The organism is Photobacterium piscicola, from assembly GCF_900166965.1.
GTDB classification, from domain to species: Bacteria; Pseudomonadota; Gammaproteobacteria; order Enterobacterales; family Vibrionaceae; genus Photobacterium; species Photobacterium piscicola.
Genome location: NZ_FUZI01000007.1, coordinates 95545 through 114909, shown reverse-complemented (window position 1 = coordinate 114909; position 19365 = coordinate 95545). Strand labels below are relative to the sequence as shown.

The following is a 19365-nucleotide window of genomic DNA, read 5'->3' as shown; positions in this document are numbered from 1 at the left end:
GGCGTTGATCGCTATTTTTGTGCACGTTCAAATGAGGTGATGATTTCTTCTTTTGCTGCCGTTACATTTTCCCAACCATCAATTTTGACCCACTTATTGGCTTCTAATTCTTTGTAATGTTCAAAAAAGTGAACTATTTGTGCTTTCAATAAGCTTGGTAGATCATCGATATTCTGAATATGATCATATTCAGAGCTGAGTTTACTATGAGGAACTGCGACAATTTTGGCATCTTCACCTGATTCATCAGTCATTTTTAATACCCCAATTGGACGACAACGAATCACTGATCCTGTCAGTAATGGATATGGTGTTGGTACTAAGACATCGACAGGATCGCCATCAAGAGAAAGAGTATGGTTAATATAGCCATAGTTACATGGATAAAACATTGGTGTTGATGTAAATCTATCAACAAAAATAGCCCCACTGGCTTTATCGACTTCGTACTTAATTGGATCGGCATTGGCGGGAATTTCAATAATCACATTGATATCGTGAGGAATATCTTGACCTGCTGTTACTTTATTTAAACTCATGACTGATCTCTTTGTTGTTAATTAAATGTTAATGGTGTTGAGGTTATCATGATTGATATTAAAAACAACCGTCGTCATGGCGCAGCTGTTGAGGTACAAACAACAGCTGAATATATTGCTGACACTATCAAGGTGGTTAAGACCACCTTGAACATTAGTGATTATGATTCATCGACTTCATGAAGGAAGGCTTCTACTTTGTTGACCATGTTGGTTGAGCCAACAAAAAAAGGTACCCGTTGATGCAATTCTGTTGGCACGAGATCTAAAATACGTTGTTGGCCATTAGTAGCCCGTCCTCCTGCTTGTTCAATTAATAATGCCATCGGATTACATTCATACAGTAACCGTAACTTTCCATTTGGATAACTGGCAGTACTTGGGTAAAGGTAGATGCCACCTTTTAATAGATTACGATGGAAATCAGCGACTAACGACCCAATGTAACGTGATGTATAAGGACGGTTATCTTGTGGTGCATATTCTTGGCAGAATTTGATGTATTTTTTAACACCTAATGGAAAGCGAATATAGTTACCTTCATTGATGGAATAGATATTGCCATCAACAGGAATTTGCATATTTTCATGAGAGAGGCAAAATACACCGAGTGAGGGATCATAAGTAAAACCATGTACACCATTACCTGTGGTGTAAACTAGCATGGTGGATGAACCGTAGATAACATAACCGGCAGCTACTTGGCGATGCCCTGGTTGCAGAAAATCAACCTCTGTTGCGGGGGAGCCAACGGGAGATATACGGCGATAAATAGAGAAAATTGTACCGACAGAGACATTAACATCGATGTTAGATGAACCATCAAGAGGATCCATTAGTACCACATATTTAGCATCTCGGTTTAACTGTCGATTAAAGCTAACTGCTTGATCTTCTTCTTCACTGGCAATACCGCACACTTGATCGCGTGCTTCTAATGCGGCTTTAAATTTGTCATTAGCATAAAGATCAAGTTTTTGTTGTTCTTCACCTTGTATGTTTTCTGTGCCTACGGCTCCTGTTATATCAGCTAATCCGGCTTTATTGATTTCGCGATTTACGATTTTAGCCGCCAGTTTTATCGAGCCGAGCAGTGAGGATAGTTCGCCACTGGCATGAGGAAAATCACTCTGTTTCTCGACAATAAATTCACCAAGCGTTCTAATATCGGTCATAAACAATCCTTGCATTATGTTGTCATAAGAAGATGTAGGTTCAGTTGTATACTTGTTGGATCTCAACTTGTAATGAGAGCGAATGCCTCACAGTATTTTTTGTTATATAAAGAATTGTATATAAAGATCTTTTTTATGGTAACGAAGTAACGTCAAAGCGTGACATTAATAAAATTTAAGGATGGAAACAGCAGTTATGCATATTCATATTTTAGGTATTTGTGGAACATTTATGGGAGGCGCTGCCACATTAGCAACTAAGCTGGGCCATAAAGTGACTGGTTCTGATGCCAATGTATATCCGCCGATGAGTACGATGCTTGAGTCTCAAGGTATTGAAATAATTCAAGGATATGATCCAGAACAATTAAAGCCTGCGCCTGATTTAGTGGTCATTGGTAACGCCATGAGCCGTGGTAATCCATGTGTTGAATATGTGCTTAATAATAATTTACGTTATACCTCGGGCCCACAATGGCTACAGGATTATTTATTGCATGATCGCTGGGTTATGGCAGTGGCTGGCACCCATGGTAAAACCACAACCGCGAGTATGTTAGCGTGGATCTTAGATGATTGTGGTTATCAACCCGGTTTTCTTGTTGGGGGAGTGCTTGGAAACTTTGGTGTTTCTGCTCGTCTTGGCGAAAGTATGTTCTTCGTTGTTGAAGCTGATGAATATGACAGTGCTTTTTTTGATAAACGTTCGAAGTTTGTTCATTATCATCCTCGCACATTGATCATGAATAACCTTGAGTTTGATCACGCTGATATTTTTGATGACTTAAAAGCCATTCAACGCCAATTCCATCATTTAGTACGTACAGTACCTGGTAATGGACGTATTTTAGCGCCGCATGGCGTGAAAAATATTGATGAGACATTAGCAATGGGCTGCTGGAGTGAGCTGGAATATATCGGTGATGATGGTCATTGGCGTGCAGATAAAAAGTTAGCTGATGGCAGTGTGTTTGATGTTTATCTTGATGATCAATTAGTCGGCACTGTCGATTGGGCATTAGTCGGCGACCATAATGTCAATAATGCCTTAATGGCCATTGCTGCGGCTCGACACGTTGGAGTTACCGCGAATTTAGCGTGTGATGCATTAGCTAAATTTATCAATACTAAGCGTCGATTAGAGTATAAAGGTGAGGTAAATGGTATTACGGTTTATGATGATTTTGCTCATCATCCAACGGCGATTGAATTAACATTAGGTGGATTAAGAGCTAAATTACCTCAGTCTCGTATTCTTGCTGTACTTGAACCGCGTTCAAATACCATGAAATTAGGGGTGCATAAGCATGATTTAGCGCCAGCCTTAGCTGCCGCAAATGAAGTGTTTTTATTTCAGCCTGATAACATTCCATGGTCAGTGCAGGAAATTGCCGATCAATGTCCTCAACCTGCATTTTGTAGTGATAACATTGATACGCTGGTGGCGAATATTGTTGAATCAGCACAAGTTGGTGATACGATTTTAGTGATGAGTAATGGTGGTTTTAGTGGTATTCATGACAAACTATTAGCGGCATTAACTGCAAAATAAAGTGAGAGATAATGACAAATAAACAGATAACATTAGCATGGACGGGCGCGTCTGGTGCACCTTATGGTTTGCGTTTACTTGAATGCTTGTTAGCTGCAGATTATCAGGTTTATCTGTTGATTTCATCTGCTGCTCGAGTGGTATTAGCGACCGAACATGGACTTAAATTATCGGCGGCACCAGCAACGGCACAGCAACAGTTAGTGGCACATTTACAGTGTCCTGCTGAACAGCTGGTGGTGTGTGGTAAAGAAGATTGGTTTTCACCGGTAGCATCGGGATCGGCGGCGCCAAAACAAATGGTAATTTGTCCGTGTTCAGCATCAACATTGGCATCCGTGGCTTATGGAATGTCTAATAACTTGCTTGAGCGGGCTGCGGATGTGGTTATTAAGGAGCGTGGTCAGTTACTGCTGGTGATTCGAGAAACGCCATTTTCAAGTATTCATTTAGAAAATATGCTTAAGTTATCGCAACTGGGGGTGACGATTATGCCTGCGGCTCCGGGGTTTTATCATCAACCGCAAACCATTGATGATTTGGTTGATTTTATGGTGGCTCGAATATTAGATCATTTAAATATTGAGCAGGGTTTGGTGCCGTGTTGGGGATATGATCAACGTTAACCGTGAGCATGTCGCGATTAACATGAGTTAAGCACGATAAAAACGAAGGGTCTATATTTCTTGAGCAATTATGCTGATGCCATATAAAGTTAGATAGACCCTAATCGTCGGTCAATCAGTTGCTGTAATCAAACAGCTCACACACTGATTCATAAAGCTCATCAGTGGTGATGTTATTGGTCGGTGTGATAAAGATAGTATCATCACCCGCAACAACACCAAGGATCCCTTCTGCTCTACCTAAAGAATCTAATAGACGCGCAATGACTTGTGCAGCACCAGGACCGGTGTGGATCACAACTAATGCGCTGTTAAAACCAACTTCCATTACTAGTTCTTTTAATGGGCTTGTAATTGTTGGTACGCCAAGTTCAATCGGTAAACAATACACCATTTCCATTTTGGCATTGCGAGTACGTACTGCACCAAATTTTGTTAGCATGCGAGAGACTTTTGATTGGTTAATATTATCAAAACCCTGTGCTTTCAATGCATCAACAATCTCACCTTGAGAACTGAACTTTTCTTCTTTTAAAATTAATTTAAACGCTTTAACTAAACGTTCTTGCTTATCTGAATTTCGCATAAGTAAATATTATCTACAGGGACGAGGTGAGCCATTTTTGCATAACCTGTGACTCACTGGCAAACAAAGTGCATTAAAATAAATATGTGAAATCGCATTTTTAGCGTATATAAAATTTTTTATTGTGACTCTTGTCATTGTTTTATCATGACTTATTAGATGAAACCCACGAAAGGCGAGTCACGATTAAATTTATAATTTATTTGTCTGATAAAAGCGTTTGAGTGCATTTTTATGGGATTCTGCGTTACTTCGCAAAGCGAGTCGGAGATGATTGTATTTTTTTTTTGCTTAATATAACGTCCATAGATTGTTATTCAGTTACTACGATTATTAACTGGATCAGATTGTACCCACGTCAATAAATATACTTCTATCGTAAAGGAGAACGAATATGAAAGTTGCTGTAATTGGTGCGGCTGGTGGTATTGGTCAAGCATTAGCGTTGCTATTGAAAAACCGTTTACCTGCAGGCTCAGATCTTGCTTTATATGATATAGCTCCAGTAACACCCGGTGTTGCGGCTGATTTAAGTCATATCCCAACACCTGTAGCAATTAAAGGGTATTGTGGGGACGATCCAACACCAGCATTGGAAGGGGCTGATGTTGTGCTTATTTCTGCGGGTGTGGCACGTAAACCTGGAATGGATCGTGCCGATTTGTTCAATGTTAATGCTGGTATTGTTAAATCATTGGCTGAAAAAATAGCGGTAGTATGTCCAACAGCTTGTGTTGGTATTATTACAAATCCGGTCAATACCACAGTTGCAATTGCTGCTGATGTACTCAAAAAAGCGGGTGTATACGATAAGCGTAAGTTATTTGGTATCACAACATTAGATGTGATTCGTTCTGAAACATTTGTAGCAGAGCTTAAAGGTATTTCTCCGTGTGATATTCGTGTTCCTGTTATTGGCGGCCACTCGGGTGTGACAATTTTACCATTGTTATCACAAGTTAAAGGTGTGAGTTTTTCTGAAGATGAAGTTAAAGCATTAACCCCACGTATTCAAAACGCAGGTACGGAAGTTGTGGAAGCTAAAGCGGGTGGTGGCTCTGCAACGTTATCTATGGGTCAAGCGGCATGTCGCTTTGGCTTAGCCATGGTACGTGCACTACAAGGCGAGCAAGGTGTGGTTGAATGCGCTTACGTTGAAGGCGATGGTCAGCATACACGTTTCTTCGCTCAACCTGTGTTATTGGGTAAAGAAGGTATTGAGGAAGTAATGGATTACGGCAACTTAAGTGCGTTTGAACAAAATGCCTTAGAAAGCATGCTTGAAACATTACGTGCAGATATCGCGCTTGGTGAAGAGTTTGCGGCTAAATAAGTCACAGTTCTACTAAGCTTAAAAAAGTAAACATAAAAAAAAGCGGCTTAATTAAAAAGCCGCTTTTTTATGTTCTAAAGAGTGTGAATGTTAATAATAGCGTTCACAGCCATTATGTAATTGAGGCTGTTCGATAAGATCGGCGACGTCAATCGACTGTAATTGATGATCCTGACCGTGTTCAATGATCGCTGAATGATATTGATGATCGATGCCGATCACTTTTCCTACCCCGTGATGAGATTCTACCCACATACCCGTTGTTAAATGATTAATATCCATGATCGCCTTCTTGGTCTACAGCTCATAAAATGATGTGATAGCTATAGTATAGATCATGATTGATCGTGACCTTGGTATTGAACGCGAGGTATAAAAAAACCTGCCTTTAAAAAAGACAGGTTTGAATAAGATAGGGGGAATAGATTATTTTTTACGTTGCACAGCCATATGAGCAAGCGTAATCAGTGCTTGTTTATAATCTGACTCAGCAATAGGGGCTAGTGCGGCAATGGCTTTCTGGGCTTCTTGTTCTGCACGTTGTTGGGTATACTCCAACGAGCCGTGTTGACGCATACAAGCCAGAATTGCATCAAGCTTATCCATACCATTAGCATGCACAATAGCGTCTCTAATCATTGCTGATTGCGCTTGATCGCCATGATGCATAGCATGCAATAATGGCAATGTGGGTTTACCTTCTGCAAGATCATCGCCAACGTTCTTACCCATTTCTTTGCCATCGGCAACATAGTCAAGAACATCATCAATTAATTGGAAAGCCGTCCCTAAATAACGACCATACTCTTGCAATGCGATTTCAACTTCCGCAGATGCATCAGCGATGATCGCTGCAATTTGAGTTGATGCTTCAAATAAACGTGCTGTTTTTGAGTAGATCACCTGCATGTAGCTTGTTTCTGTGGTGTCGGGATCATTACAGTTCATTAACTGCAGCACTTCACCTTCGGCGATCACATTAGTTGCTTCACTCATGATGTCAAGGATCCTTAATGATCTTAGGCTTGTCATCATTTGAAAAGAGCGCGTATAGATGTAATCACCAACTAACACACTGGCCGCATTTCCGAAAGCTGCGTTGGCGGTTTCTTTACCACGACGCATATCTGATTCATCAACCACATCATCATGAAGCAATGTGGCAGTGTGAATAAATTCAACAAAAGCAGCGGCTGTGGTGTGTTTATCACCGTCATAGCCAAGTGCGCGGGCTGTTAATACAGCCAGCATAGGGCGAATACGTTTTCCACCACTGTTTACAATGTAGAATCCGAGTTGATTAATCAGGGCTACATCTGAGTTCAGTTGCGCCTGTATCTTCGCGTCGACTTCCGCCATATCGTTGGCGGTGAGCGCTTGGATAGCTTTAAAATCCATTATACGTCCAGCAAGATTGTTAGCCGCGTAGGGCGGAAAATATTTCGAATTGATACGTGAATCTTACACTAAAATAACCATATCGTCATAACCTCAAATACAGCTATTTCAAACAGTTTTTGTGCTGGGTAGCTTTTCACCAATTTTCTTTCGAGAATGGCTTGCCACAAAGTCTCTTTTCGCGTAACATTCGCGCCCTATTGATGACAAGATTAAGCGCATACCCATTGCCCATTTTAGACGTGGCAAATGGCCTATGCGGAGAAGCGGAGTAAGACATGTACGCTGTTTTCCAAAGTGGTGGTAAACAACACCGTGTAAGCGAAGGCCAAACCTTACGCTTAGAAAAACTAGACGCTGAAACTGGCGCTAGCATTGAATTTGACTCAGTACTTTTAGTAGCTAATGGCGAAGAAGTATCTGTAGGCGCACCTTTTGTAGCTGGCGGTAAAGTAACTGCTGAAGTTGTTACTCACGGTCGTGGCGATAAAGTAAAAATCGTTAAGTTCCGTCGTCGTAAGCACTCTCGTAAGCAAATGGGCCACCGTCAGTGGTTCACTGAAGTCAAAATTACTGGCATCAGCGCTTAATAACAGGAGAATTTAAAGATGGCACATAAAAAAGCTGGCGGTTCTACTAATAACGGCCGTGATTCAGAAAGCAAACGCCTAGGTGTTAAGCGTTTTGGTGGCGAGTCTGTATTAGCAGGCAACATCATCGTTCGTCAACGTGGTACTAAGTTCCACGCTGGCACAAACGTTGGCCTAGGTAAAGACCACACTCTATTCGCTCTATCTGACGGTAAAGTGAAGTTTGAAGTTAAAGGTCCTAAAAACCGTAAATTCGTATCTATCGACGCTGAATAATTTTCAGAATCGACACGAATATTAAAGCCCTGCCTTTTTGGCGGGGCTTTTTATATCTGGAGGGTTTATGATTAATAGCAACCCCATGATTGGTTTTTTTCTCGCAATGACAACCGCCGTTTTTTGGGGCGCATTACCCATTGCAATGAAACAAGCCGTAGAAGTGATGGATCCTTTTACGATCGTTTGGTATCGCTTTCTTGTTGCAGCATTTGGCCTTGGCCTTTTTTTAATGTGGCGCAAGCAACTACCGATTATATCAAATCTTGGGAGAATGAGTTGTGTGGTGCTTGCCATCGGCAGCTTGGGTCTTGCAGGGAACTTTGTGCTGTATAACAGCTCATTGAAATATTTAAACCCTCACGTTGTACAAGTTATTATCCAATTAGCGCCGGTGATGCTATTAGTATCAAGTGCTTGGGTGTTTAAAGAGAAATTAGGTCGGCATCAAGTTGTGGGAGTCATTGCTCTCATTGGTGGTTTGATCCTATTCTTTAATGAACGGCTTATTGAGCTGTTTACCAGTTTTTCTGGCTATACTGTAGGTGTTAGCCTTGCTGTTACCGCAGCGTTAGTATGGGTTGTTTATGGCCTAGCTCAGAAGTGGCTATTACGGCAATTTTCATCAGCACAAATATTACTGATGATTTATATCATATGTGCTGTAATACTGACCCCAATGGCACAACCACAACAAATTTTCGCAATGGATAACCGCCAATTAGGGATGTTGTTATTCTGTTGTATTAATACGCTTGTTGGCTATGGTGCATTTGCAGAAGCAATGTCACGTTGGCAAGCATCACAAGTGAGTGCGGTGATTACACTGACGCCCTTGTTTACGATATTATTTGTCGATCTTGCGAGTTTGGCTTGGCCACAATATGTTGCGACGGTCTCTTTAAATATATGGGGCTATCTCGGTGCTATAGTTGTGGTAGGTGGCGCTGTTTGTTGTGCTATAGGCCATAAGTTTATTAGCCCAAGCAAATAGCCAAGGTCCATGAAATAATTACTACGCGGTGATATGTGCTAAATGCCTTCATCGCAGTATGTTAAACGCCACAGTGCGGAGAAAAAAATGAAGTTTATAGATGAAGCGGTTATTCGCGCCGATGCCGGTGATGGCGGTAATGGTGTAGTAAGTTTTCGTACTGAAAAGTACATTCCTCGTGGCGGCCCTGACGGCGGTGACGGCGGCGATGGTGGTGATGTTTACCTATACGCTGATGAAAACTTCAATACACTGATTGATTACCGTTTTGAGCGTTTCCATGCCGCTGAGCGTGGTGAAAACGGCCGTGGCGGTAACTGTACTGGTAAACGCGGTGCGGATGAAGTATTAACAGTACCTGTAGGTACACGTGCTATCGATGAAGATACGGGCGAAGTGATTGCCGATCTTACTGAGCATGGTATGAAAGTGATGGTTGCTAAAGGCGGTTTCCACGGCCTAGGTAACACCCGCTTTAAATCATCTGTAAACCGTGCACCACGTCAAAAGAGTATGGGCAGTAAAGGTGAAATTCGTCACTTACGCCTAGAACTGCTACTTTTAGCTGATGTGGGTATGCTAGGTTTGCCTAATGCGGGTAAATCTACCTTTATTCGCGCTGTATCGTCTGCTAAGCCAAAAGTAGCTGATTACCCGTTCACTACCCTTGTTCCAAGCTTGGGTGTGGTACGTGTCGATGCAGAGCGTAGTTTTGTTGTTGCCGATATTCCTGGTCTAATCGAAGGTGCTGCTGACGGTGCTGGCTTGGGTATTCGCTTCTTGAAGCACCTTGAGCGTTGTCGTGTGTTATTACACATGGTTGATCTGCTTCCTGCCGATGGTTCTGATCCAGTAGAGAATGCCTTTACTATCATCAATGAACTTGAGCAATACAGCGATAAACTTGGTAATAAGCCTCGTTGGATCGTATTTAACAAAGCAGATCTTCTTGATGAAGAACAAGCACAAGAAAAGATCACTGAAGTGCTTGAAGCATTAGCATGGGAAGGCAAACACTATAGTATCTCAGCGTTAAACCGCATTGGTACTAAAGAGCTGACTTATGATCTGATGGCTGCTATCGAGGCTCTACCTCGTGTTAAGTATGAAATTGAAGAGCAGAAAGAAGATAAAGTCGACTTTAAGTGGGATGATTACCACGCTGAACAAATTAAGAAAGTTCAGGATGAAGACGACGATGATGATTGGGATGACTGGAATGAAGATGATTACGATGTAGAAATCATCTATAAGCCATAAGCCATAAGCCATTATCGGCGACATGCATAAGAAGCCATACCGTTGAGGTGTGGCTTTTTTTTGTGCTTAATCAACACGCGTGGTAGTGGGTTAGGTATGCTAGTTATTCTGAAATGATTTTTATAATGGATTGTAAATGGATATCAACATGGAGAGGGTCTTGCTACCGTTGAGCGAAACCCAGCAACGGAAAGTGACTCGGTTGGCAATAGAGGCGGGACAGCGGTTATTACAGCATGGCGCTGAGAGTACCGTAATTATGGATGTTACCCGTCGATTGGGATTAGCGCTTGGTGTCGAGCATGTTGAGGTGTCATTATCGGCCAGTTCGATGGTGATCAGTACTCGCCATTTAGGTTGTTGTATTACCACTACTCGACGTTGCCAAGACGGCGGGATCAACATGCAGATAGTGACCGATATTCAACGAATTTGTATTCTTGTTGAGCGGGGTTTATTGGATGACAATGACGTTCAACATCGTTTAGAAAACCTCAAAACTCAACGTTATAATCGCTGGTTAGTGGTGGTTATGATAGGTCTATCTTGCGCCGCATTTAGCCGTTTAGCTGGTGGTGATTGGCCAGTATTTTTACTGACTTTTTGTGCCTCTTCTGTCGGAATGTATGTTCGCCAACAAATCGCCAGTTACCATTTTAATCCACTGCTTAATTTTGGGGTGACAGCGTTTGTAACCACGCTCATTTCAGGCCTTGGTGAAGTGTATAATATTGGTGCTCAACCGTTTTTAGCTATGGCTTCATCGGTATTGATGTTAGTGCCTGGTTTTCCATTAATTAATGCTGTGGCTGATATGGTAAAAGGCTTTCCAAGTATGGGGTTAGCCCGTTGGACCATGGCAAGTTTATTAACCTTATCGACCTGCATGGGCATCATCGCTGCGATGAATGTATTGGGAGTATGGGGGTGGTTACTATGACATTAATGGTGGCATTACTGAATGATATGTTACTGGCAATGATCCCTGCTTTGGGATTTGCATTGGTGTTTAATGTACCTCAAAAAGCGTTAAAATATTGCGCTATTGGTGGCGCAATTGGCCATGGAACACGGTTTCTATTAATGCATTGGGGGCTTTCGATTGAATGGTCGACACTTGCGGCGGCAACCTTAGTTGGCATGATTGGTGTGCATTGGTCGCACCGCTTTTTAGCCCACCCTAAAGTGTTTACGGTGGCGGCATTGATCCCTATGGTGCCTGGAGTGTTTGCCTTTAAAGCGATGATTGCTATCGTTGAAATCAACCATCGGGGTTTTTCGTTAGCTTTATGGGGATTGATGATCGATAACGTGCTAAAAGCGGTATTTATTGTTGCTGCACTAGCGATTGGGTTAGCTATGCCAGGGTTATTATTTTATCGTCGCCGTCCTGTGGTATAACTACGACAGAATGACAAGACGAATACTGGTAACGTAAATGGAGATGCAAAAATGAAGATCAGTATGATCGCTGCAATGGCTCACCAACGGATCATTGGTAAAGAGAATAGCATGCCATGGCATTTACCCGCTGATTTTGCATGGTTTAAGCATTGCACGCTAGGTAAACCGATAGTGATGGGACGTAAAACCTTTGAATCAATTGGACGACCATTACCGGGACGATTAAACATTGTTATTAGCCGTAATCCTGATTTTTATGCAGAAGGGATCACTGTCGTTAGTGATATGGCGGCTGCAAAATTAGCCGCAGGTGATGCACCTGAGCTAATGATCATTGGTGGCGGCAGTATTTATCAAGCGTGTTTACCGATAGCGGATAGATTATATTTAACCTTTATTGATGCTGATATTGATGGCGGTGATACCCAATTTCCTGAGTGGGGTGATCATTGGCATCGCGTTGAAAGTCAGCATTATGATGCCGATGATAAAAATGCTTATGCGATGGAGTTTGTGATCTTAGAGCGATCATAACCAAAGTTGCAGACGTTAATATCAAGAATGCCGACAATAACTGTCGGCATTTTTATGTGTCTCGATCATGCGTAAAGCGGGCACTCTGTAACGAATCGCTGCCCATCTTCCCAACGCAGCATAGTTAAGCTATTGCCCCATACACAGCCAGTATCTAATCCAATACAGTGTTCATCTTGATGACCCATTAAGGCAGCCCAATGACCAAAGATAATCGTCTTTGCTAATGGTTGTGTGCGCTTAACATCAAACCAAGGGATCAAGTTACCAGCACTTGGATCATTGGGTTGTACTTTACAGTGCATATCCAATCGTCCTTGAGGATCGCAAAATCGCATTCGCGTAAAACTGTTGATCGTAAATCGTAACCGTTCTATTTGAGAAAGATCGTCTTGCCACCAATCAGGGCCATCACCATACATGTTTTTTAATAACCACAAGTAATCATCAGACTGAAGCAGAGCCTCGACTTCTCGTGCATGTTGACGCGCCTGTTCAAGCGTCCATTGTGGCGTAATACCCGCATGTACCATAACCAATGGGTAATGAGGATGTTCCGCTAATAATGGCTGGTGGCGTAACCAATTAAGGAGTTCTGGGCCATCTTCAGCGGTAAAAATTTGATGGATATTATCGCTTTTTTTAGCGCGCGCCAGTTGATGAGATACCGCTAATAAATGCAGATCATGATTGCCTAAAATGACCGTAGCATGATCGCCCAATGCTTTTACAAAGCGTAATGTTTCTAACGATTCTGGGCCGCGAGCAACCAGATCGCCAGCAAGCCATAAATGATCATGATGAGGATCGAAATTTGCTTGGGCCAGTAATTTTTTTAAGTCGGGTAAACAGCCTTGAATATCACCGACAAGATAAGTCGCCATGGTGCTCCCATTATCAATGCGTTAATTAACATGAAATTAATCGCATTAGGTTAATGAAGAATGTTCGGCATTGCTAGTCGAAATGGTGTCACTTCAACTTTAAAGCGATTACCTGCTTCATCTTCCATGGTGTATTGACCTTGCATAACACCGACAGGGGTTTCAATGATAGTGCCGCTGGTATAAGTGAATTCATCAGCAGCGTTGATATGCGGTTGTTGTCCGACGACGCCTTCACCTTCAATAACCAATTTTTTGCCATTAGCATCAGTAATTAACCAATAGCGTGTTAGTAAGTGAGCGCTACCGCGGCCTAGATTTTTAATGGTGATAGTGTATGAAAATACATAACGTTGCTGATCAGGTTGCGATTGTTCTGCTAGATAATGACTGACAACATGGCATTTGATCGTTGGAGGAGATGAGATACTCACAGGCAATATCCTTTGCTGATGATTTATTCTCATTTTAGTATTGTTGGCTGATAAATAAAGAAAACCCTGCATAACACGTGATACGTTACACAGGGTTATTATGTTATAGGCGCAGTTGTTAATGCGCTATACCATTATTGCTCTTCTTTTTGGAAATTAACGTCAAGCCAATTAGCCATAGCAACAAATTGTTCTACCGTAATGTTTTCTGGGCGGTGGCCTGGGTTAATACCAAGCGCTTCTAGTTGTTCTGGTGTCAACAAGCCTTTGTAACAGTTACGAATTGTTTTACGACGTTGGTTGAAGCCTTCACGACACACACGATCTAGCCATTTAAGGTTAGTACATGGGAATGGTAGCACTTCATACGGCGTTAAACGTACTACTGCTGAATCTACTTTTGGTGCAGGTACAAAAGATTCTGGCGGTACTTCTAGTACTGGCATCACTTTACAGTAGTATTGCGCCATTACCGTTAGACGGCCATAAGCTTTACTACCAGGGCCTGCAGCAAGACGATTAACCACTTCTTTTTGAAGCATAAAGTGCATATCTAGTACGTCTTTATGAAATTCAAAAATGTGGAACATCAACGGGGTTGAGATGTTGTAAGGCAAGTTGCCGAAGATACGTAACTTATTATTTTCTTTAATAAGTTGCGTAAAGTCGAAACGCATTGCATCGCCTTCGTGGATGGTAAGTTTTGACGCTAGATCAGGGTGATTACGTAAACGCTCAGCCAAATCTCGGTCAAGTTCGATAACTGTAAATTTATCAACTAACTTACCAACATATTCAGTGATCGCACCAAGGCCGGGGCCAATTTCTACCAGATTTTGGCCTGGTAAAGGGTTAATCGCTGACACAATGCCATCAATAATATATGGGTCTTTTAAAAAGTTTTGGCCAAAGCGCTTACGCGCGCGGTGACCTAAGTGGACTTGATCGCTGCTCATGCTTGTTTTTCTACCAATTCGAGGGCGTGGGATAGCGCTGTCCGAAGGCTACCTATGTCTGCTTGCCCAGTACCTGCGAGTTCCAGTGCGGTACCATGATCTACTGAAGTTCTGATAAAGGGAAGTCCCAACGTAATGTTGACTGACTTACCGAAGCCTTTGTATTTCAGCACCGGTAACCCTTGATCGTGATACATGGCTAACACCGTATCGGCATCAGCTAAATATTTTTCTTGAAAGATGGTATCAGCCGGTAACGGTCCGATAAGATCCATGCCTTCTTGTTGACGTAGTTGTTCTAATGTTGGAGCAATGGTATCAATTTCTTCCATGCCCAAACAGCCATCTTCACCGGCATGAGGATTGAGCCCACAAACATAAATTTTGGGAGACGCAATACCAAATTTAGTCACTAGATCAGCATGCAAGATACGAATAACTTGCTTTAGCCGAGGTTCTGTAATGGCTTTTGCGACACAGTTTAACGGAATATGGGTTGTCACTAAAGCAACCCGTAATCCTTCTGTTGCAAGCATCATAACAACTTGCGCGGTATCTGACTGCTGTGCAAAAAACTCAGTGTGGCCACTAAAAGAAACCCCAGCGCGGTTAATAACCCCTTTATGAACAGGGCCGGTTATAACCGCAGCAAATTCACCACTCATACAGCCTGCAGCTGCACGCTCTAGTGTTGCTAATACATAGAGACCATTTTGCTCGTTAAGCTGTCCGCAGACAACCTCAGTGGTACTATTAATCTGTATAACAGTCATGGTTCCCGCTTGATGCGGTTGTGCTGCTAACTCAGGTTGATAAGGCAAAATGGTTAAAGGTAAACCTAATTGAGCCGCACGTTCTACCATAACCTGCGCATCAGCACAAATGACAAGTTGGTGCGGCCAAGGTTGTTGGCACAAGGCTATGACTAAATCAGGGCCAATCCCGGCCGGTTCACCTGGGGTGATAACAATCCGTTGTGTGTTAGTCATATGCTTGTTATTAGCCATTATTTACCTTATTCATTTGTTCGATATATGCGCCAGCACGAAGGTCTTGTAACCATGTTTGTGCTTCTTCATTAAACTTACGGTTAAATAGGATTTGAGCCGCACGATTTTTTAATGCAGCTTCGGTACGATCGACATTACGACGGCCTTCAACTTCAACAATGTGCCAGCCAAATTGAGATTTAAACGGTTGGCTAATTTGATCGACAGGTAATGTTTCTACTTCTTTTTCAAAAGCAGGCGCATAGATTGATGGTACCTGCCAGCCTAGCTGACCACCGTTAGCCGCAGAACCGGGATCTGCACTGTATTGTTTTGCAGCGGCAGCAAAGGTTTCTTTACCACTGATGATCTTTTGGCGAATTTGTTGTAATTCTTTTTTAGCGGCGGCATCACTTAAAATAACAGATGTTTTAATTAAAATATGACGAGCTTTCACTTCAACCACTGAAACGGTTGGCATGCCTTTAACATCATTAATTTTTAAAATATGGTAACCAACGCCACTACGGAAAGGACCGATGACACTGTCTTTGCTGCTAGTTTTGATTTGGTCAGCAAAAATTGTCGGCATTTCTTCTTTGCTCATCCAACCCCATTCGCCACCTTTTAGAGCTTTAGGGCCTTTTGAGTAACGGTAAGCCAATTCGGCAAAATTAGCGCCTTGTTTAATCTCAGCATAAATTTTGTCTGCTTCTTGCTTGGCTTTTTCTCGGGTCGCTTTATCAGCGTCGTCATTAACGGCAATTTGAATTTGGCTGATATTGTATTGCACGTTTTGTTGGGTTTGTTTTGCTAATTGTGCTGCAAGGTTATCCACTTCTTGAGGAAGAATGTTAACGCGTTTACGCACAATAATGGTGCGTGCTTCAGAGGCTAGCATGTCGTTACGTAATTGCTCACGGAACATTGGGTAGCTAATACCTGCGCTTGCTAAATCTTGACGCAGTTGAGTCACCGTCATCTTGCGCTGTTTAGCGACATCGGCAACGGCTTGATCTAACTGGCTATCATCAATGCGTAAACCTAGCTGCTTGGCTTGTTGAATCTGCAAATTCTCCATGATCAATTTATCCATCACTTGCTGACGTAAAATATTGTTCGGAGGCAGTTGCTGACCTTCTGCTGCAGCATTGAGATGAACCGTTTTCAACATTGCATTGACGTCACTTTGTAAAATCACGCCGTCATTTACTGTGGTGACAATTTGATTTAATTCTTGTAGTTGAGGTGCTGCAACCGCTGTTGCTGTCATACCCATGAGCATTACGCTTAGCGCCGAATACTTCCACTTTTTCATTGATAGTCCGTCATGTTGAGTGGCGATATTAATTACCGCCACGATCATTAATTTTTAAGTGTAAATGGGTCTGCATAACCCAGAATATTGCCGCCATCATCTGATGTTTGACCAAATGGTCGTGCACCTTGAAGACCAAGTAGACTAAACGAGAAACTAACATTGCTGTCGTATTCGGTAAAATCTTGGTTCAATGGATCTTTTGCATAGCGATTATAGCTTAAACCTATCATCCAACATGCCGAGCGGTAAACTAAACCTACGCGACTCTCTAACATTTTATTGACGTTCATATCTTGGAAATAATCCGCAGTAACATCAATGTTGTCATTAATAGGGAAACCTGCCGATAAACCTAATTGTGAAATACCATCGCGTTTGCCATTAACTTCAATATTAGGGTTATCAACATATTTGGTTAAGTAACTACTGGATACATAGCGATAACTTGGTTGCACAAACACACGTCCATTACGGTATTCAACCGCGGTACTGCCTTGCTGAACTTCATTTTCACTTGAATCATATTGCATTGCGCTCTTGAAGAATAAATTATCATCAAGGTTGAATTCAGTCTCTAATGCGGTTGCAGAATAGCTCTTTGCATCTGTGCCATCAGCGACGGGTTTATCAATATAGAAAATTTGACCCAATGAAAGGGTAAAACGTTCCTTAAAGTTTGCATCATAATAACGCGTGGTTGCACCAACCGTAAATTGGTTGGCCGGTGCGATATAATCATGACCACTATAAGTTCTATCGTTAAATAGGCCGTAATAGTCTTGTTGTAGGCGCGTTGAATCATAGCCGCCACCGTTATAATTAACCGGGTTATAGATGCCACTTTGATCAACATCCTTAACGTATAAATATTGCAGTTGTGGCTCTAAACTTTGGGTGTAATGCTCACCCATGATCGAGGTATCACGTTCAAAATAGAGGCTACTGTTAACTCTAAATTCGGGCACCGTACGGTCTGCAGTTTTGTCGAGAGTGTTGAGTTCGGGGTTTGCCTGAACATCAAACTGCTGATTGTAATGGGCATACATTAATTTAGCTTGCGTGGTAACAGACCACCAAGGGGTCGCATACGGCAAGGTTAATGTAGGTTCTACTGTGACTCGATCTGCTGTTGGTTTGGATCTGTCATCGGTATCAAATTTACTGATACTCATCGGTAAACTAAAATCTAACCCGTAAGGCAGATCAGATTTATAGTAGGTGCTCGATAGTTGGGGCATTAAACGATACTGGGTGCCTTCGCCACTTTCAGTCAGTGGTTGGAAGTCACGTACCATTAAGCTGGTGTCCCAATTATCATTACGATAAGCCAACGATGCCGTTTGAAGAAGGTTATTATCTTCACGTTGACCAATAATTGAGTCGACGTCATCAAAATATTGCGCATCACTGACTTTGCTGTAATCGATGTTCAGCAACCAGTTTTTATCGATAATGCCGCTATGCGTCCATTGGAAGCCCCAACGTTTATCATAGTCACGGTATTTTTTATCGTGGCCTAAATATTCACCGATTACTTTACCTTGACCAAAATCAGACAAGTAACGGAATTCAGAGGTTAACTGTAATCCTCTGTGGTTCATATACTTAGGGGTGAAGGTTAAATCGTAATTGGGAGCTATGTTCCAGTAAAAAGGTGTTTCTAGCTCCATACCGTTTTTCGAACCGTAGCTAATTGACGGGTATAAAAAACCAGTAAGACGTTGATCAGTAACAGGAACACGTAACCATGGTAGATAAAAAACTGGTACATCAAGGACTTCAAAACGGGCGTTGTACAAATCGGCAAATGGTGAATCACCATCACGATCTAGACTACCTGCTGCAAAGCGCCAGCTTTTATCGTTCTCAGGACAGGTGGTATAAGTACCATCTGTCATCTTGTAAAATTGAGTGCCATCCACATTGCGACGTTCAATTAATTTAGCGTCACCGCGGCCAGCCTGACAGGTCATTTGATAGACCGCATCATTCATTTGCGCATCTTTAGTATTAAGATCACTGGTTAAGCTTTTGGCATCAATGTCCATGCCACCATCTTGATAGAAAACATTGCCGTTAGCGGTCACAATGTTGGTAGGTTGTTGTAAGGTCGCTTTATCAGCAACAATCGTCCGCGTGCCTTGTTTTACTACCACATCGCCAGAATACACTGCTGCTGTATTTTGTTGTGCTTCCACACGGTTAGCACTGATATGGATAGGTTCGTTATTGGTATCTTGTTTGCGATCTTTTTCCGGGATGCAGACACCACGTACCATCGCAATTGGATTTTTGTTACCATTAATTGCATTATTAGCAGGATCGGCAATGTTTTTTTGGTTGTGACTATCACCGCTTGTAGGGGTAATGTCAGCAGCCATTGCTGGGCCATATAGGGCTAAGCTAATCATTGTGGCTAGTAAACTGTGAGAGGTAAGTGACATCTAATTCAACATTCCTGTATCAATTTGGTGCAAGGCGAATTGTTGCGCTTTTTACAAGCATTCCCGACAA

General features: G+C 42.2%; 22 protein-coding genes. 11 read left to right on the top strand and 11 right to left on the bottom strand.

The features are described 5' to 3' along the window. Positions 1-11: 11 nt before the first annotated feature. Complete coding sequence (gene ppa / locus CZ809_RS16280) at positions 12-539, bottom strand: inorganic diphosphatase (RefSeq protein ID WP_080158616.1); 528 nt, start codon at positions 537-539, stop codon at positions 12-14. A gap of 48 nt (positions 540-587) precedes the next feature. Here ppa and CZ809_RS21490 point away from each other — a divergent pair, with 48 nt between their 5' ends. Next, positions 588-722, top strand: coding sequence for a hypothetical protein (locus CZ809_RS21490; RefSeq protein ID WP_255418384.1), 135 nt, complete (start codon positions 588-590; stop codon positions 720-722). Here the strand turns inward: CZ809_RS21490 and fbp are convergent. Next, positions 701-1714 carry a class 1 fructose-bisphosphatase gene (fbp, locus tag CZ809_RS16275; protein ID WP_080158615.1) on the bottom strand — a complete coding sequence of 338 codons (1014 nt, stop codon included), beginning with the start codon at positions 1712-1714 and terminating at the stop codon, positions 701-703. The genes CZ809_RS21490 and fbp overlap by 22 nt on opposite strands. Positions 1715-1910: 196 nt before the next feature. On the opposite strand from fbp, the gene mpl reads away from it, so the two are divergent. Continuing rightward, positions 1911-3266 (top strand): UDP-N-acetylmuramate:L-alanyl-gamma-D-glutamyl-meso-diaminopimelate ligase, encoded by a 1356-nt coding sequence (gene mpl, locus CZ809_RS16270; protein ID WP_080158614.1) that lies wholly within the window; start codon positions 1911-1913, stop codon positions 3264-3266. 11 nt (positions 3267-3277) lie between these two features. Next, a complete protein-coding gene (locus tag CZ809_RS16265) occupies positions 3278-3892 on the top strand; it encodes a flavin prenyltransferase UbiX (RefSeq protein ID WP_080158613.1) in 615 nt (204 codons plus the stop codon). Positions 3893-4007: 115 nt separating this feature from the next. Here CZ809_RS16265 and argR read toward each other — a convergent pair whose 3' ends face one another. Continuing rightward, positions 4008-4478, bottom strand: a complete 471-nt coding sequence (gene argR, locus CZ809_RS16260) for a transcriptional regulator ArgR (RefSeq protein ID WP_080158612.1) — start codon at positions 4476-4478, stop codon at positions 4008-4010. Between the two features lie 394 nt (positions 4479-4872). Here argR and mdh point away from each other — a divergent pair, with 394 nt between their 5' ends. Then, positions 4873-5811, top strand: coding sequence for a malate dehydrogenase (gene mdh / locus CZ809_RS16255; RefSeq protein WP_080158611.1), 939 nt, complete (start codon positions 4873-4875; stop codon positions 5809-5811). Positions 5812-5901: 90 nt separating this feature from the next. On the opposite strand, the gene CZ809_RS16250 is transcribed toward mdh, so the two are convergent. Beyond that, positions 5902-6093, bottom strand: coding sequence for a hypothetical protein (locus CZ809_RS16250; protein ID WP_045038638.1), 192 nt, complete (start codon positions 6091-6093; stop codon positions 5902-5904). A 144-nt stretch (positions 6094-6237) separates the two neighbouring features. Next, entirely contained in the window at positions 6238-7209 is a 972-nt protein-coding gene (gene ispB / locus CZ809_RS16245; protein ID WP_080158610.1) for an octaprenyl diphosphate synthase, read from the bottom strand. Positions 7210-7487: 278 nt separating this feature from the next. On the opposite strand from ispB, the gene rplU reads away from it, so the two are divergent. The 7 genes from rplU (at position 7488) to folA (ending at position 12267) form a co-directional block, all read left to right on the top strand. Beyond that, positions 7488-7799: a 50S ribosomal protein L21 gene (gene rplU / locus CZ809_RS16240; protein ID WP_005369904.1), complete on the top strand. Its 312-nt coding sequence runs from the start codon at positions 7488-7490 to the stop codon at positions 7797-7799. Positions 7800-7817: 18 nt separating this feature from the next. Then, positions 7818-8075, top strand: coding sequence for a 50S ribosomal protein L27 (gene rpmA, locus CZ809_RS16235; RefSeq protein ID WP_036796188.1), 258 nt, complete (start codon positions 7818-7820; stop codon positions 8073-8075). Positions 8076-8142: 67 nt separating this feature from the next. Next, on the top strand, positions 8143-9069 hold the full coding sequence (locus tag CZ809_RS16230) for a DMT family transporter (RefSeq protein WP_080158609.1): 927 nt from the start codon (positions 8143-8145) through the stop codon (positions 9067-9069). Positions 9070-9156: 87 nt separating this feature from the next. Next, complete coding sequence (gene cgtA, locus CZ809_RS16225) at positions 9157-10329, top strand: Obg family GTPase CgtA (protein WP_080158608.1); 1173 nt, start codon at positions 9157-9159, stop codon at positions 10327-10329. Between the two features lie 148 nt (positions 10330-10477). Next, on the top strand, positions 10478-11269 hold the full coding sequence (locus CZ809_RS16220; protein ID WP_080158628.1) for a threonine/serine exporter family protein: 792 nt from the start codon (positions 10478-10480) through the stop codon (positions 11267-11269). Continuing rightward, positions 11266-11730: a threonine/serine exporter family protein gene (locus tag CZ809_RS16215; RefSeq protein WP_107276407.1), complete on the top strand. Its 465-nt coding sequence runs from the start codon at positions 11266-11268 to the stop codon at positions 11728-11730. Before CZ809_RS16220 ends, CZ809_RS16215 begins: the two co-directional genes overlap by 4 nt. A 51-nt stretch (positions 11731-11781) precedes the next feature. Continuing rightward, positions 11782-12267, top strand: coding sequence for a type 3 dihydrofolate reductase (gene folA, locus CZ809_RS16210; RefSeq protein WP_080158606.1), 486 nt, complete (start codon positions 11782-11784; stop codon positions 12265-12267). A 65-nt stretch (positions 12268-12332) separates the two neighbouring features. Here folA and CZ809_RS16205 read toward each other — a convergent pair whose 3' ends face one another. The 6 genes from CZ809_RS16205 to lptD all read right to left on the bottom strand — a co-directional run bounded on the left by CZ809_RS16205 (position 12333) and on the right by lptD (position 19295). Further along, a complete protein-coding gene (locus CZ809_RS16205) occupies positions 12333-13151 on the bottom strand; it encodes a symmetrical bis(5'-nucleosyl)-tetraphosphatase (RefSeq protein ID WP_080158605.1) in 819 nt (272 codons plus the stop codon). A 50-nt stretch (positions 13152-13201) separates the two neighbouring features. Next, positions 13202-13618, bottom strand: a complete 417-nt coding sequence (gene apaG, locus CZ809_RS16200) for a Co2+/Mg2+ efflux facilitator ApaG/CorD (protein ID WP_369925598.1) — start codon at positions 13616-13618, stop codon at positions 13202-13204. 101 nt (positions 13619-13719) lie between these two features. Next, positions 13720-14541, bottom strand: a complete 822-nt coding sequence (rsmA, locus tag CZ809_RS16195; protein WP_080158603.1) for a 16S rRNA (adenine(1518)-N(6)/adenine(1519)-N(6))-dimethyltransferase RsmA — start codon at positions 14539-14541, stop codon at positions 13720-13722. Continuing rightward, a complete protein-coding gene (gene pdxA / locus CZ809_RS16190) occupies positions 14538-15530 on the bottom strand; it encodes a 4-hydroxythreonine-4-phosphate dehydrogenase PdxA (protein ID WP_080158627.1) in 993 nt (330 codons plus the stop codon). Before pdxA ends, rsmA begins: the two co-directional genes overlap by 4 nt. Before the next feature lie 10 nt (positions 15531-15540). Next, complete coding sequence (surA, locus tag CZ809_RS16185; RefSeq protein WP_080158626.1) at positions 15541-16848, bottom strand: peptidylprolyl isomerase SurA; 1308 nt, start codon at positions 16846-16848, stop codon at positions 15541-15543. Positions 16849-16895: 47 nt separating this feature from the next. Further along, entirely contained in the window at positions 16896-19295 is a 2400-nt protein-coding gene (gene lptD / locus CZ809_RS16180; protein ID WP_080158602.1) for an LPS assembly protein LptD, read from the bottom strand. Between the last annotated feature and the right edge of the window lie 70 nt (positions 19296-19365).

Excerpts from the sequence above, each read along its gene's own strand:
- rplU (WP_005369904.1), top strand. The coding sequence starts at position 7,488 with ATGTACGCTGTTTTCCAAAGTGGTGGTAAACAACACCGTGTAAGCGAA.
- mpl (WP_080158614.1), top strand. The coding sequence starts at position 1,911 with ATGCATATTCATATTTTAGGTATTTGTGGAACATTTATGGGAGGCGCT.
- CZ809_RS16220 (WP_080158628.1), top strand. The coding sequence starts at position 10,478 with ATGGAGAGGGTCTTGCTACCGTTGAGCGAAACCCAGCAACGGAAAGTG.
- fbp (WP_080158615.1), bottom strand. The coding sequence starts at position 1,714 with ATGACCGATATTAGAACGCTTGGTGAATTTATTGTCGAGAAACAGAGT.
- CZ809_RS16250 (WP_045038638.1), bottom strand. The coding sequence starts at position 6,093 with ATGGATATTAATCATTTAACAACGGGTATGTGGGTAGAATCTCATCAC.
- CZ809_RS16205 (WP_080158605.1), bottom strand. The coding sequence starts at position 13,151 with ATGGCGACTTATCTTGTCGGTGATATTCAAGGCTGTTTACCCGACTTA.
- ppa (WP_080158616.1), bottom strand. The coding sequence starts at position 539 with ATGAGTTTAAATAAAGTAACAGCAGGTCAAGATATTCCTCACGATATC.
- folA (WP_080158606.1), top strand. The coding sequence starts at position 11,782 with ATGAAGATCAGTATGATCGCTGCAATGGCTCACCAACGGATCATTGGT.
- CZ809_RS21490 (WP_255418384.1), top strand. The coding sequence starts at position 588 with ATGATTGATATTAAAAACAACCGTCGTCATGGCGCAGCTGTTGAGGTA.
- surA (WP_080158626.1), bottom strand. The coding sequence starts at position 16,848 with ATGAAAAAGTGGAAGTATTCGGCGCTAAGCGTAATGCTCATGGGTATG.
- pdxA (WP_080158627.1), bottom strand. The coding sequence starts at position 15,530 with ATGACTAACACACAACGGATTGTTATCACCCCAGGTGAACCGGCCGGG.
- CZ809_RS16215 (WP_107276407.1), top strand. The coding sequence starts at position 11,266 with ATGACATTAATGGTGGCATTACTGAATGATATGTTACTGGCAATGATC.
- mdh (WP_080158611.1), top strand. The coding sequence starts at position 4,873 with ATGAAAGTTGCTGTAATTGGTGCGGCTGGTGGTATTGGTCAAGCATTA.
- cgtA (WP_080158608.1), top strand. The coding sequence starts at position 9,157 with ATGAAGTTTATAGATGAAGCGGTTATTCGCGCCGATGCCGGTGATGGC.
- rpmA (WP_036796188.1), top strand. The coding sequence starts at position 7,818 with ATGGCACATAAAAAAGCTGGCGGTTCTACTAATAACGGCCGTGATTCA.
- apaG (WP_369925598.1), bottom strand. The coding sequence starts at position 13,618 with ATGAGAATAAATCATCAGCAAAGGATATTGCCTGTGAGTATCTCATCT.
- argR (WP_080158612.1), bottom strand. The coding sequence starts at position 4,478 with ATGCGAAATTCAGATAAGCAAGAACGTTTAGTTAAAGCGTTTAAATTA.
- CZ809_RS16265 (WP_080158613.1), top strand. The coding sequence starts at position 3,278 with ATGACAAATAAACAGATAACATTAGCATGGACGGGCGCGTCTGGTGCA.
- ispB (WP_080158610.1), bottom strand. The coding sequence starts at position 7,209 with ATGGATTTTAAAGCTATCCAAGCGCTCACCGCCAACGATATGGCGGAA.
- rsmA (WP_080158603.1), bottom strand. The coding sequence starts at position 14,541 with ATGAGCAGCGATCAAGTCCACTTAGGTCACCGCGCGCGTAAGCGCTTT.
- lptD (WP_080158602.1), bottom strand. The coding sequence starts at position 19,295 with ATGTCACTTACCTCTCACAGTTTACTAGCCACAATGATTAGCTTAGCC.
- CZ809_RS16230 (WP_080158609.1), top strand. The coding sequence starts at position 8,143 with ATGATTAATAGCAACCCCATGATTGGTTTTTTTCTCGCAATGACAACC.